Below are 14,695 nucleotides of genomic sequence, written 5' to 3'. Positions count from 1 at the left end.
CTCTCCGTGCATTTTTGCCTTGCCTGAGAACAAAATCATCTTCCGTGCAAAGGTCTCTAATAGATAGTTAACCAATCGATCACGTGTTGATGCTTTGATTGCAGCTTAAGTTTGGTACAGAGTGTTTAATAACCGGTGCCTTATATAGTAAGTTTAGCCGTTGGTCGTGCTGCTTACATGTGCTTTTCATACCGTTATTTTATAAATAGAGGTTCCTTATAGCTTCGGTGTTACACTAGCTTGCTGCGTTGCCATTCACTTAGCCGTTGTTATGGGGTAATGGACGCGGCCTTTTTTTAATCATTTTACAGATGTATGACATAACCTATGTTTCGATTCTTTGAACGCTTAATTCCTGCATTTCCTGAACAAGAGCCCACTCAGCCCCCCAAAGGTTTATTGGCATTTTGTTGGCATTACACTCGCGATGTCGCGCCTTATTTATGCATTATGGCGATATTAACCGGGATGCTGGCTCTGATAGAGGTCGCATTGTTTGGCTTTTTAGGCAATTTGGTTGATTGGTTATCCACTAAAGATCCCGCTACTTTTTTAGCGGAGGAATCCTCAATGTTATGGTGGATGGGCGGTTTGGTGTTGATTGGCTTACCGTTAACCGTGTTTTTTCATTCGATGATTATTCACCAAACCTTGCTAGGCAATTACCCAATGATTATTCGCTGGCAAGCGCATCGATACTTACTCTCACAAAGTATTTCTTTTTATCAGAACGAATTTGCTGGTCGCTTGGCAACAAAAGTATTGCAAACCTCTTTAGCGGTCAGAGAGTCTGTGATGAAGGTGTTGGATGTGCTGTTATTTGTATCGGTGTATTTTATCGGGATGTTGTTTCTGATCGCCGACTCTGACATTCGTTTAATTATTCCGCTGATTATTTGGTTGCTGTGTTATCTCGGTGTGTTGATGTATTTTATTCCACGCTTAAAAAGTGTATCGGCTATTCAGGCGGATGCACGATCGATTATGACTGGGCGTATCGTTGATAGTTATACCAATATTAGTACGGTTAAATTATTTTCTCATGACGCCAAAGAGCTATCTTATGCCAAAGATAGTATGCAAATTTTTCTTGATTCGGTTCATCCACAAATGCGCTTAGTCACCAAGTTGCAGGTGATGGTGTGGAGCTTAAATGCCTTGCTGTTTTTTAGTGTGGCAGCGTTAGCTATTAGTTTGTGGCTAGAGGGTGCAGCGTCGGCAGGTGCGATTACCGTAGCCATTAGCCTTATTTTGCGCCTTAACGGGATGTCGCAATGGATTATGTGGGAGGTGTCGGCCTTATTTGAAAATATAGGTACGGTGCAAGATGGTATTAATACGCTGTCAACCGAAAAAACCATTGTTGATGAAGAGGGCGCTCCAGCGCTAAAGGTCAAGCATGGTGAAATTACTTTTGACCGTATAGGTTTTCATTATGGCAAAGGCAGTGGTGTGATTGATGAACTATCGTTGGCGATTCGCTCGGGTGAAAAAGTGGGTGTTGTGGGCCGTTCAGGCGCGGGTAAATCGACTTTGGTCAATTTATTATTGCGTTTTCACGAGGTGGAGCAAGGGCGTATTATGATTGACGGCCAAAACATTAATACGGTGCAGCAGGGCAGTCTACGTTCGGCGATTGGTGTAGTGAGCCAAGATACGTCGTTATTACATCGTACTATTCGTGAAAACATTCTCTATGGACGAGCAGATGCCACCGATGAAGAGATGATTGCAGCCGCGAAAAAAGCCCAAGCACACACGTTCATTCAAACCTTAGAAGACGCCCACCAGGCAGCGGGTTACGACGCACAGGTGGGCGAGCGTGGCGTTAAGCTTTCTGGTGGGCAGCGACAACGTATCGCTATCGCTAGAGTGTTATTAAAAGACGCTCCCATTTTAGTACTGGACGAAGCAACATCGGCACTAGATTCAGAAGTTGAATCGGCGATTCAAGAAAGCTTGTATCAATTAATGGAAGGCAAAACGGTGATTGCTATTGCCCATCGTTTATCCACCATTGCCGCTATGGATCGTTTGATTGTGATGGATAATGGGCAAATTGTTGAGCAAGGCAATCATCAGGAACTTATTCGCCAGAGTGGGATCTATGCACGACTATGGGCACATCAGTCGGGCGGTTTTTTAGGTGAGGAATAAAAGGTGAACAATAAGGAGCGTGTTATGCGCAGTACGATTAAACAATTTTTTGTCGGCTTATTCGCTTGTTCTTCACTTATCGCGGCAGCGATTGTGAATGCAGGAGAGGTGAGTGTATTGGGTGTGGATGTTGAGCCTTTAGGCGAACAGCAATATCGTATATCTGTTACGTTGTCACACGATGATACCGGTTGGGACCACTATGCTAATGCATGGTTGGTGTTTAATGAAGATGGAAAAAAAATTGGCGAGCGTATTTTGCATCATCCGCACGTTAATGAGCAGCCTTTTACTCGAAGTACCATACTCACTATTCCAGAATCAGTTAAGTTGATCACTATTCAGGGGCAAGATTCACAACATGCCTTAGGTGGAAAAATGATGGTTGTTGAGTTGCCACCATCGCCTTAAAACCTTACGATTTTTTATTTTTCACTAATAGCTCAGGAAATTGCTGATCCGCTTTGTTAATAAAACCCGGTATATCCTTTTCCCACTTTCTTTGTACGCCATCGTCATAGTTTAGATATAACTTACCGTCGACGATGGTCCAGTTTTCTGGTTCGATTTTCACTAAATAATTACGCGAGACGCCATAGGCACAGTAGCCACCGTACTGTGGTGCGTATTGTTCTGGCGAATGAGTAAATAAATCGAGGTGTTTTTGAGAGACAAATTGCCATGTGGCACCTTGCCATTGTGTGGAAAATTGCTCGCTGCCTGCAATATATTTTCCCTCGGTAAAATAGGCAACGGTATCTGCGCCGCGTATGGCAAGCTCAGACGGTTCGTAACCAAAAAAGCCGGATTTTTCTAAGGTATTGATCGGGCCTTTTGCGAAGGCAGAAGTACTGGCAAGAACGAATAGTAAAAGTAAAAAGCGAATGCTTTTATTGCGATTATTTAACATAAAATACCCTTCGATGATAATAGTTTGACTTGATCTGTGGTGCATTCTAAAGCTCCGAATGCACCACAGATAACGCTATGTTTTCTCGTTTTTACGCACTGGTAGCTTTTTTTCCTGTGGAGGTTTGGTTTGCCAAACGCCCTTTTCTTTAACACATTGCCATGTCCATATTGCCCACTGAATTAACCGCGTTGATAGCCATAATGCCCATAGCAACATCACAACACGATAGGCAAACAAAGGAACACTGACAACCGTTGCGATAGGTAGCTCACCACCACTGCCGTCTTGATAGTAGCGATAAAAATGGCTGCTGCTACCATTGCCGACCACTTTCATTTCAGGGGTGGATAATAGCCCCATAGGAATAGCGATTAATACACTGATTAAGGCGAATGCAACCCATAGAAAAATGCCAATTTGCAGGGTGTTAAATTGAAGTCGTGACATTGATAAAGGGTTGATATATTGCTTTCTAGCGCTGAGTAATAGAAACATAATGGCAATGACGAGTACGCCATAACTATTTATCGTAGACAGCCCCAGCCCGAGTAATAGCCAACCGATGGTGGATATGGGTACGTCCAGTGCCAGCCGCCGAGTAAGATAAGGCAAGCCTAGCGCAGCCAAGATAATAACCAATAATACTCCCCAGTACAGCATGGCAGGGCCTATTGCCGGGCCATTGACATATAAAGGCCAACGATCGCGCGGTAGCCGATATTCCACGACGATATTACTAGCACTATCGGGTAGTAATATTTGTGGGCTACGACTGATGACCGCCACACGTTGGGGCACTTGAAAGACGACCTCAAGCGTTTGTTCCCGAGGTTGTAGTGGAGCAACGATGTTATTATTAGCCGGTGTGTTCATTGCTCTGCCATCAATACTAAATTTGAGAACTTCGGCATTGTTTGGCAGCGTAATGGGATAGTCAGTGCCAATACTGGCGCGTATTGTTAAGGTGAGAGTCGAGCGCTGTAAATTATTTCCGGGTTCTACCTGCAATGTGGCACGCTCAACGGTATGAACAGCACCGGCTACACCCTCAGGTTTTCGAATGCTGATATTGAGCACTTCTCCGGGCCAAGGTGCAAAGCGGGGTTCAAACGCATTGCTATTCACCTGTGGTTTACGAGGAGGTATCCCGTCGTATTCTAAGCGCCACAACGACGATGGTGTGAAAGACCATTCTTCAACATAGCTGGATTGTTGTGCGGCTTCCAGTCGCATTGCTTGCGAGGGGTCTAGTGATGAAGACCAGCGAATGCGTCGTTGATTGTGTTGAAACTGCAAGGTGATATTTCTATCGTTAATGATACCGACATCCTGCAGTGGTCGCTCATTTGGTAGTAAGTTAATCGCTAGCGACACTGCACCTTGAGTGGTCTCTCGGACAACCGTCGTATTAACCGTCCAGCGTTTACCAAAGGTGAAATGCCGAATAACACGTGCAAATGTGGGTGGTGGGCTTGCCTTTAGTGTGTCGGCGGTATTGCTTGTCGTGGTTTCTGGATCTATTGCGCGCAACGTAAGTGTGTTATTACTGGCTCGGCCATCAATAAGCCCGTCAATAACCCAGCCATCTGCGAATGCGGATAGATTATGAATGGGTATAGGCAAACGTATAGACGCTCTATCGCCAATTATTTTCCCTTTAAGTGTTAGCGTGTGATGCCCTTGCGGTAACGCTACTAAGCGGCGATTGCCTGATTGCTGCAACGGTAAAGTCTTACCTTCTTGCTCGACGGATAACAACTCCCAACTGTTATCGCCGTTGGGTAAGGGCAAGGCGATATGTGTGTCGGCATAGGCTGTAAACGTGATGTTAATGCGGTTACTTTCAACGCGTATTTCACCATTATTTAAGCTGACACAATCAGGTAAGCAGAGAGGCGCTTTGGTTAAGCGCTCCTTTAATTGGTTCAGTAAGTATGCTGGCGGATAAGCATTGTTCTGTTCAAATTCTGTATGGCTACGCTCTGTATGCTTGAACGAGCTATCCGCAAGCGTACTGGCGATGCTATTAGGGCTATAGGATAGGGAAGCCATTATCGCCAAGCCAATACAGAGTGCGGTTGCTGTGCTGCTGTATTCATTACCTTCTTGGGATGATGGTTTATCTGGATCTTTTGGCGTTAGTGTTGATCCCCATTCGCTCAGTTGCAGAAGTCGAGTAATCAATACGGCGGAATAGGCAAAGACCAATAGCACTGAAAGTACTAACCATATCGACGTAAGGAGTGGACTGCTGTAGTAAATCGATAAGGTCTGATCGATGGATACGGGGCCGTTGGCACGTAATTGAATCGCGTTCCATGTCCAATTAGGCTGCCCGGGGCCGGTCTGTACGCGATCATTTTCGGTGACCTCATAGAGGTTTTTGTGTTTGCGTAGCGGCTCTGATTCAATACTAGGGCTATTAGCGCTTCGTGTTTCTACGGCAGCCATATCCGCCGATTCCATAAGAATTTGTGAGGATTGCGTGGATTGTTTTACGCGCGAGTAAGCGCGCGTTTGATGATAGGTACCTACCTGAGCTTGTTCCAGTGACGGATAAATCGCCAAACGAAATCGATCAACCGCAAAACCAATAACCATCAATACTAGCAATGCTGAAAATAGGGCGCCGGTATTACGTAACCCGCGTTTGAATTTGCCAGAAATAATAGGCAGTAGTGCAATAATAATGAGTAGCACTGGAGTGATAAATAACGGCGTGCCGCTTTCATGTAGGGCGATTAAAAAAGTGACAGCTGAGAGGGCAGCTATTTTATTACCCAGTAATCGGCGAGTGACCGATACAATAATGAGCAGTAAAAACACATCCCATAAATCCCACTGGCTAACCCACGTTCCCCATATTTGATCGACACCAGAGGCATGAAAGACACGCCATCCCGGAGGGAGATGAAGTTTTGCCGTATAGTCTGCCACATTCGCTTGCCAGCCTGACGCTGAAAAATTCGAGGTTGCGTCTATACGTGCGATGGCCTCCACCTGTACGGAGGGGCTGCGTATTTCGATACCTTGTGCGCCCTTATCGTTGGTAATCAGTACGGCTTTGTTATCAACCGTGGCGCGTCCTAGTGTGACATTGTTGGCGATATTTAAACGCCAATCTTGGTTCATTTCACCGTTAATACGATCGAACGAGGTGATCCCCTTGCCATCAAAATCCAGCCATAAGTCGCGCTTGAGGCTGAGTGTATTCGCCGCCGGTGAGTGGTCACCCCTAAACTCTGTAGCGATCTGTAATTTTTCTCTCTCATTGAGTTGGTAAGTTGGAAATTGTGACCAATGAGTCGGAATAGTGATTTGGCTGGTGTCGACACTGGCAGCGCCAGACAATTTAGCTTGGCGAATCAACGGTGCAGATTGAAAGCTAATATATTCTGTTGTCGGCCAATATTCGGTGATTTTTTGCGTAGTGATAATCGATGGCGATGTAGTGAACCGTGCGTTAATTTCAATGGTGTGTTCCCCAGGTGTTACCTGTGCTCTCAAATTACCGTCAGCTTCGATACGTGCAGGAATAGGGGAGTTTATGCTTAATACTTCGGTGCTGTCTAACATTGCGCGGCCAATGGTAACTTCTCGTGCTTTTCCGCTAACCGATAACCGTATATGGGTATTTACGGTAACAGGGACACCGTCGGTCATTAAGCGAAACACATCAACGTGCAAGCTATCATTGGTTTTTTCTGTGCTGCTGCGTTCGTTCTTAGAAAAAATAAGTTGGTTGCCTCGGCGGTCGGCGTGTTGTGTTTTGCCATTGATCGCCAGTGAAATAATGGCTGTATTTTCTGGAATAGTGAGTTGTCTTGGTCGTTGTTTCCAAATAAAGCGCCCGCTGATGTTATGTGTTCCCTGTGTGAGCGAAATAGCAGGAGAGCCTTTTTGTTCCACAATGCGAGCGGCTTTTCCATTCACCATAAGCTCTGCAGGCCAGTGAACAGCATTACCCGGCAGCGAACTAATGGCCTGTGGGCTATAGACATCAACGGTATACGAGAATGTGCCTTCGGTATCGGTAATATCGAAAGCGAGTACACCCGGCCACACGCAGGTTTTACGGTTATCATTCGATAATTCCCAAGGGCAGTGATGCGTTGGGTGCTCTTGGAGTATCCACGACTCCCACGACGATGCGCCTAACGCTTGGCTATTAGCGAGCCCCGTAGCGGCATGTAGCAGGCAATATACGGCAATGAGCAATCGAATGAGCGGTTGTAAAGCCTGAATTATCATGGAGTCCATCCTCGTTGTGTGGCGGTTGGTTATTATTGTTTTTATGCGCGTGATACATGTTAAGCATCATCTATCTATGGGATTTTCTTATAGAGCTTAAACGCAGCTAATGAGTATTTGAATCTTGTCATGCGTATCTTGACATCGCAAGTTTTAAGTCGAAAAGCATTACCATCCGGTTCACCTAGCCTCGTCATACCGGGCTTGACCCCATAACTGTCCGGAATAAAAGTTAAGCGTATTGCTGAAGAGGTTGCAGCCTCTAGGTTTAAAGGGTAAAACCCACTGACACGACTCATAACCTAGAGGCTGCAATATGTATAGAAATACACGATTTACTGAATTAATGAAAGCACTTCCTCGCCAAGCAGTAGAAAAAGTGGTTTCAAAGCATAAAGCAGATAAGCACAACAAAGGATTTCGTTGCTGGAATCAACTGCTCGCAATGATCTATGCGCAGGTATCAGGATGCCAAAGCTTACGAGAATTAGAGGCGGGTTTTAATAGTCAGGAGACGCATCATTACCATTTAGGTTGTCGTAAAATTAAGCGTTCGACATTATCAGATGCGAATAAATATCGTTCGAATAACGTGTTTGCTGATATCTGTGCATTGCTCTTAAAGCGCGGACACAAAAAAGTGAAAGGTGAACTCAGTGACCTATTGTATTTACTAGATTCCACACCGATACCGTTAGTGGGTTTAGGTTACGATGAGTGGGCTGAAGCAGAAAAAGATAATCGTATTCAGGGATTAAAAGCGCATTTAACGATAGCGTCTCCGAGTAATACTCCGGTCAACCTTGAAATAACAGAACCTAAGATAGGTGATCTTGAAGTAGGTAGAAAAACGGAAGCGGAAATAGGCGCGACGTATGTGTTTGATAGGGGTTATACCGACTATAACTGGTGGTATCGTTTACATGAATCAGGTAGCGTATTCGTCTCTCGTTTTAAACGTAATGCGTCTTTAGTGGTTGAATCGTATCGTCCAATCGAAGCCAAAGATGAGGCGATAATTTTAGAAGATGCGATAGTGTGTTTTAAAAACAAACGTCCGGGAGGCGCTAGGGTTAATCATTATCACGGTACGCCACTACGAAAGATTACAGTGAGTCGGCCGGATAAAGATACGCCGTTAATTATCGCGACCAATGACATGACGCGGTCAGCGAAAGAGATTGCTCAGTTGTATAAACAGCGTTGGGGAATTGAATTGTTTTTTAAATGGATCAAGCAACACTTAAAAATAAAAGTGTTCTTGGGTCGTAGTAAAAATGCGGTAAAAATACAAATTTATAGCGCCATTATTACGTACTTGTTGGTGCAATTGTATCAGCGCAATTTTCGACAAGATGTGAGCTTGAAGATGTGCCTAATGAGCTTGCGAGCGACTCTGTTTCAGAGAGTTGAAACAGAGTGGCAAATAGAGAAAAAGAGGCGTAAGAAAGTCTTGTATTACCAATCCATGCAAGGAGCTCTTGCTCTATGAATATTTATTCCGGACAGTTATGGGGCTTGACCCGGTATCCAGTCAATCACTGAAACCTGTGGCTTCCGGATAAGCAAAAAACGCTTTCCAGAATGACGTGCTTCTTTTCTATTTTTATGTCGCCTAACAAGTAATAGTGCTCTTTGGCTATGATTCATTGTGCGTGTCGTTAATTTACTTTAAGTTAACTGGACAGCAGTGATCAAAAATATAAACACGTGTCGGTAAATAGATGCTATTGAGGAGATGTGAACAGCCCTCGATGCTTGATACAATATCGGCTTGAAACCGAATAATTGTTTATCCAAAACACATTCCACTTTCAGTCTTCCATTGGCCTCTTTGCGAGTAAACTGTTGTCTTCCTCTGATTCATCGATATCCCAGCTCTCTCCAGCCTTAGATAAGCCGCCGGCTTTTGCTTCTGTACAAGACGCGCTGGCGTATTATTCCCGTTTGTTGGACGAGGTGGAATCAAGAGAGCGCTTTCGTCTGTCTCGCCAGTGGCGGCAATTACTGGATGCGTCGTCAATGGATAAAAATATAGACGTCGATGCGCTGATTAAAACAGATAAGTGGTCGGCGTTAAGCAGCAAAATTCATGCGTCGTGTTCGCGTGTTCAACAACGCCGTGACGCCTTACCTGTGGTCACTTTTCCTGATGAGCTACCGATTAGTGATAAGCGAGAAGATATTGCAGGCATTATTAAGCAGCATCAAGTTGTAGTATTAGCGGGTGAAACAGGTTCGGGTAAAACCACCCAATTACCGAAAATTTGTTTGTCGATGGGTCGCGGCGTACACGGCATGATCGGCCATACTCAACCTCGTCGTATTGCGGCACGTACCGTGGCAACGCGTATCGCCGAAGAGCTAGGTAGTCCGCTAGGTGAGTCGGTAGGGTACCAAGTCCGTTTTACCGACCAAGCATCAGATAACACCCATATTAAATTAATGACGGACGGTATTTTGTTGGCCGAAATTCAGCAAGACCGTTTTTTAAGTCGTTACGACACCATCATTATTGATGAAGCGCATGAGCGCAGTTTAAATATTGATTTTCTGTTAGGGTATTTAAAACAGTTGCTCCCTAAACGCCCCGATTTAAAAGTGATTATTACCTCGGCAACTATTGATGTTGAAAAGTTTTCGCAGCATTTTAATGATGCTCCAGTGATTGAAGTATCGGGTCGTACTTACCCGGTAGAGGTTCGTTATCGACCACCGCTTGATTTATCTTCCGACTCATCTTCTGATTCTTCCTCAAGCAGTGACGATGTTGATATGTATCGCGCTATGCTTATGGTCATTGATGAGATTCGCAATGAAGATACTGCCGGCGATATTTTGGTTTTCTTCAGTGGCGAACGTGAAATCCGCGAAGCCGCATTAACTTTGCGGCGTGCGCAGTTACCTCATACAGAAGTCTTACCTTTGTATGCACGCTTAACGGTAGCAGAACAAAATAAAATTTTTCAGTCACACCGTGGGCAGCGTATTGTTCTGTCGACAAACGTGGCTGAGACCGCGCTAACCGTGCCGGGTATTCGCTATGTGATTGATACTGGCTTAGCGCGTGTCAGCCGTTATAGCTTTCGTACCAAAGTCCAGCGTTTACCGATAGAGCCTATATCGCAAGCCAGTGCTAACCAGCGAAAAGGGCGATGTGGACGGGTCAGCGAAGGGGTGTGTATTCGCCTATACAGCGAAGAAGATTTTAATCAGCGCCCCGAATTTACCGATGCTGAAATTTTGCGGACAAATTTAGCGGCTGTTATTTTGCAAATGTCGCAATTAAAGTTAGGCGATGTGCGCCGCTTTCCTTTTGTAGATATGCCGGATCATCGATTAATTAATGACGGCAATAAATTATTACAAGAATTACAAGCCGTTGATGAGCGAGGCAAGTTATTGCCCTTAGGTAGGCAGTTGGCCATGTTGCCGGTTGATCCTCGTTTAGGGCGTATGTTACTCGCGGCGAATCAACACAATTGTTTGCATGAAATGACAGTGATTGTCAGCGCGTTATCGGTTCAAGATCCGCGAGATCGTCCCGCCAATAAACAACAAGCCGCTGATCAAGCCCACCGACAATGGTGGGATGAACAATCAGATTTTGTCGCTTATATTCATTTATGGACTGCTTACGAAGAACAACGCCAAACGCTATCCGGTAACCAATTACAAAAGTGGTGTAAGAAACACTACTTAGCTTATATGCGAATGAGAGAGTGGCGTGATATTCATACGCAAATTTGTGTAGCACTGAAGCGATTAGGCTTGGTGCCGAAAGCGCGCAGCACCGAAGTCAAAAAATCAGAACAGCCGGTGGTAAAACAGTCATCGGTAAAAAATCCATCACATCCCCCCGCTAAAAATACGCCTATAGCTAATTACGAGGGTGTGCATTCTTCTTTGTTGTCTGGCTTGTTAGGTTACATTGGTTTTTTATCAGAAGAAAAAGGCACAGTAGGCGAATATTTAGGAACGCGCAATCGCCGCTTTTCTTTATTTCCTGGCTCGTCACAATTTAAAAAGAAACCTAAATGGATAGTGGCGGGGCAGTTACTCGAAACCTCTAAATTGTATGCACATCATGTGGCAAAAGTTGATCCGCAGTGGATATTATCTAACGCCCAGCATTTAATTAAGCGCCACCATTCAGAACCGCATTACACCGCTAAGTCAGGGCAGGTAATGGCGTATGAAAAAATTACTTTATACGGTATTACCTTAATCGAAAAGCAGCGCGTCAGTTACGGGGCTATTGATCCCGTAGAGTCTCGCAAATTATTTATTCGCTCGGCGCTGGTCGAAGGGCAGTATGCCGATCATGGGCGAGTTAAACAGCGTTTAGCGCGTAAGCCGTCGGCAAAAGATGATTTTTTTGTGCATCAACAAACCATGCTCAATGAGTTGCATGCACTTGAAGCGAAATCTCGTCGACGTGATATTGTGGTTGACGAAGATATTTTGTTTGCGTTTTATGATAGCCGCTTGCCCAGTGATATTGTGAACTTGCAGGGCTTTGAGCATTGGCGTAAAACGGCTGAAACAACAGAACCTAGGTTACTGTTTATTGATCGCGATCGATTGATGCAGCATGATGCGAGCGATATTACCGAAGCGCAGTTCCCCGACAGTTTGGTGGTAGAAGGTTATACCTTGCCACTAAGCTACCACTTTGAACCGAATCATCCACACGATGGCGTGTCACTTCATGTGCCAGTAACGGCACTTCATTTAATTGATGATGCGCCGCTTGAATGGCTGGTTCCGGGTTTGCTACGCGAAAAATGCATCGCTATGGTTAAGGCATTACCTAAGCAGTGGCGTAAGCATTTTGTTCCTGTGCCTAGCTGTGTAGATAAAGCTCTTGGGCGTTTATCGCCGAAAAATCATACCCTTGTTGGTGGTTTAAGTGCTGAATTGTTACGCCAAACGGGTGTAAAAATACCGGATGAGCTTTGGCATAACATCGAGCTCGATAGTTATTATCGAATGAATATTATGGTGACCGATGAACACCAACAATTGATTGATTCTGGGCGTGATTTAGTACAACTGAAAGCACGTTATCGCGATCACGTACAGGCGCATTTAGAAGTGGTGGGCGATGACTTTGAGATCAGTGGTTTTACACATTGGGAGCCTGCATTGTTGGTGGGTAATCGTTTGCCGGAAAGTCATGATATTCAGCAGCAAGGCATGTCGATTCGCGCTTACCCTGCGTTTGTCGATAATGGGCATTGTGTCGATCTGAAGTTACTTGATAATCCTCAGGAGGCGGTGGTTAATAGTGTTAAAGGTCAGGTACGTTTAGCCGTGCTTAGCCAAAAAGAGACCGTTAAATATCTGCAAAAAAACCTTTTTAAAGGGAAAGAACTGGGGTTAAGCGTGGTTGATATTGGCTCAAAAGAGCAGGTCATTGACGATATTATTTGCGCAGCGGTAAGACAGGTGTGTTTTGAATCGCAAGGTGTCACGGCTGCTCCTTTTGAGCAGGAGCCAATGGCGCAGTTACTGCAAAGAGACAGAACGGCATTTTTGCATGCTGTTGAGCAAGGGCGCGGTTTGATTGTTGCGCGTGCAGAAGCCTTGGTGAGCTTGCTCGTCAAGGCACTAGCGCATGTTGTGGGTATTAAAAAGACCATTAAGCAGGCCAAAAATCCACTAGTGATGGCCTATGCCGCAGGTGATGTTCAGCAGCAATTACAAGGTTTGTTTTACAAGGGGATGGTGTACGACACCCCTTATTTTGCATTACAGCAGTATGAGCGTTATTTGCAGGCAATCGCCCTACGCTTAGATAAGGTTGCGGGGCAGGTACATAAAGACCGCGCACTCATGGCCGAGTTGCAGCCACTTATCGCCCGTTTTGATGATAAGGTGCAACAGGTGGGCAATGTGGAGGCTCGACTTAATCAGCCGTTAAACACTTATCGTTGGATGCTAGAGGAGTTACGGGTCTCGCTATTTGCGCAAACCGTAAAAACCGTGATGCCAGTCTCAACAAAACGGCTCAATAAACAATGGGAGTTATGCTAAAATAAATAGATCTGCAGTGTTCTCACTTGGGCATGTTTCCTCGCTAGGACGCTAATCCACTTGTTATTCTGTGTTTTACTCTATTTATTAATACCATCAAATATATCCTTTATGAATAATCGACATTTTCTTATCGTTATCTTGTGTGCCTTTCTTGGTGCATGCGCATCAACCCCCGAAGGTAAGGGGCAAGATCAGTATGCGCATGCAATTGATCCTTACGAGGGCTTCAATCGCACGATGTTTGGTTTTAATAGCGGTGTCGATGCTTATTTTCTAAAACCGGTGACGCAAGGCTATAAGTTTGTGATGCCGGATGTTGCAGAAACGGGAGTAAGTAACTTTTTCAGCAATTTATTAGAGATTAGAAATATTGTTAATTCTCTCTTACAGGGTAAGGGCGAAAAAGCGGCGAATTCGACCGGCCGGTTTATTTTTAACTCAACTATTGGTTTGGCCGGTTTGTTTGATGTTGCCGGTGGCCTAGGTTTAGAAAAAGAGGAGGGCGAAGATTTTGGCCAAACCCTGGGTGCTTGGGGTGTGGGTTCGGGCTCTTATCTTGTACTACCATTACTCGGCCCGTCAACGGTACGTGATGGTGTAGGTATTCCTGTGGATATGTATTTGGATCCGGCTAATTATCACGAGCAAGACTCTGTTCGTACCGGCCTTACGGTTTTAGAGGTGATCGATACGCGCGCAGGCTTGCTTGAAGCAGAAAAATTGATCAGTGGTGACAAATACGTATTTATACGAGATGCTTACCTTCAGCGTCGTGAGTATTTAGTCAATGATGGTGAAGTAGAAGATACTTTTGGTGGCGATGATCTTATTGATGAAGACTTTTAATTAACCACGTGGACTAATCGCGCCGCCGCCACTTTTTCTCGCACACAAGAATAGAGTGGAAGACCGAGCTAAGAAGCCATCGCTCGGTTTTTATCATCGATAATATCAAGTATTTCTAGCCCTAATAAACACTTATTGTCCGCTGCCTTTAATGATCGGGCTACCGAGCATCGCGCCTGTAACATGGGCTCTGCACCGCCTTCTGGCATCAGCGTTACCATTAATTCGCTATTAACGGGTAACATGTCATCCACGGTCAGTAACATTCCGCTGCCGCTTAAATCATTGCACACACCTTGAGTGGTCTTATTTTGTTGCTCTAATATGACCTCGGCGGGTGTGTTAATTGTCATGCGGATAAAGTCTCGCTTCTCTGAATAATCGCGCTTTATCATTCTTCTATCCTGCCTGTTTATTGATAATTAATGGTCTATTTGCTCGTAATAAGATGAGCCATTACTTGGCGAATAAAACAACACCGTATTC

The 14,695-nt window shown here is 44.9% G+C and carries 8 protein-coding genes; 5 read left to right on the top strand and 3 right to left on the bottom strand.

Translation table 11 applies throughout. The features are described from left to right. Nucleotides 1-327: 327 nt before the first annotated feature. Together ACZ5O6_RS08220 and ACZ5O6_RS08215 are read left to right on the top strand one after the other, a co-directional pair. Nucleotides 328-2,157 carry an ABC transporter ATP-binding protein gene (locus tag ACZ5O6_RS08220; protein ID WP_447092959.1) on the top strand — a complete coding sequence of 610 codons (1,830 nt, stop codon included), beginning with the start codon at nucleotides 328-330 and terminating at the stop codon, nucleotides 2,155-2,157. Nucleotides 2,158-2,181: 24 nt separating this feature from the next. Then, nucleotides 2,182-2,568, top strand: a complete 387-nt coding sequence (locus ACZ5O6_RS08215; RefSeq protein ID WP_447092960.1) for a hypothetical protein — start codon at nucleotides 2,182-2,184, stop codon at nucleotides 2,566-2,568. Between the two features lie 4 nt (nucleotides 2,569-2,572). On the opposite strand, the gene ACZ5O6_RS08210 is transcribed toward ACZ5O6_RS08215, so the two are convergent. Both ACZ5O6_RS08210 and ACZ5O6_RS08205 read right to left on the bottom strand, forming a co-directional pair. Beyond that, nucleotides 2,573-3,067, bottom strand: coding sequence for a YHS domain-containing (seleno)protein (locus tag ACZ5O6_RS08210; protein ID WP_447092961.1), 495 nt, complete (start codon nucleotides 3,065-3,067; stop codon nucleotides 2,573-2,575). A gap of 75 nt (nucleotides 3,068-3,142) precedes the next feature. Then, the gene (locus ACZ5O6_RS08205; protein ID WP_447092962.1) at nucleotides 3,143-7,321 is read right to left on the bottom strand and encodes a hypothetical protein; all 4,179 of its coding nucleotides are present in this window, start codon (nucleotides 7,319-7,321) and stop codon (nucleotides 3,143-3,145) included. A gap of 316 nt (nucleotides 7,322-7,637) precedes the next feature. Between ACZ5O6_RS08205 and ACZ5O6_RS08200 the strand changes: the two genes are divergently transcribed. The 3 genes from ACZ5O6_RS08200 to ACZ5O6_RS08190 all read left to right on the top strand — a co-directional run bounded on the left by ACZ5O6_RS08200 (nucleotide 7,638) and on the right by ACZ5O6_RS08190 (nucleotide 14,209). Then, the gene (locus tag ACZ5O6_RS08200; protein WP_447093035.1) at nucleotides 7,638-8,813 is read left to right on the top strand and encodes an IS4 family transposase; all 1,176 of its coding nucleotides are present in this window, start codon (nucleotides 7,638-7,640) and stop codon (nucleotides 8,811-8,813) included. A gap of 437 nt (nucleotides 8,814-9,250) precedes the next feature. Then, nucleotides 9,251-13,360 (top strand): ATP-dependent RNA helicase HrpA, encoded by a 4,110-nt coding sequence (gene hrpA, locus ACZ5O6_RS08195; protein WP_447092806.1) that lies wholly within the window; start codon nucleotides 9,251-9,253, stop codon nucleotides 13,358-13,360. Nucleotides 13,361-13,471: 111 nt separating this feature from the next. Continuing rightward, a complete protein-coding gene (locus ACZ5O6_RS08190; RefSeq protein ID WP_447092756.1) occupies nucleotides 13,472-14,209 on the top strand; it encodes an MlaA family lipoprotein in 738 nt (245 codons plus the stop codon). Nucleotides 14,210-14,277: 68 nt separating this feature from the next. Here the strand turns inward: ACZ5O6_RS08190 and ACZ5O6_RS08185 are convergent, their stop codons facing one another. Further along, nucleotides 14,278-14,604 (bottom strand): PilZ domain-containing protein, encoded by a 327-nt coding sequence (locus ACZ5O6_RS08185; protein ID WP_447092757.1) that lies wholly within the window; start codon nucleotides 14,602-14,604, stop codon nucleotides 14,278-14,280. Between the last annotated feature and the right edge of the window lie 91 nt (nucleotides 14,605-14,695).

The organism is Eionea flava (assembly GCF_055393785.1).
The sequence above is the reverse complement of the archived record's forward strand: the minus strand, read 5'-3'. Positions and strand labels throughout refer to the sequence as shown.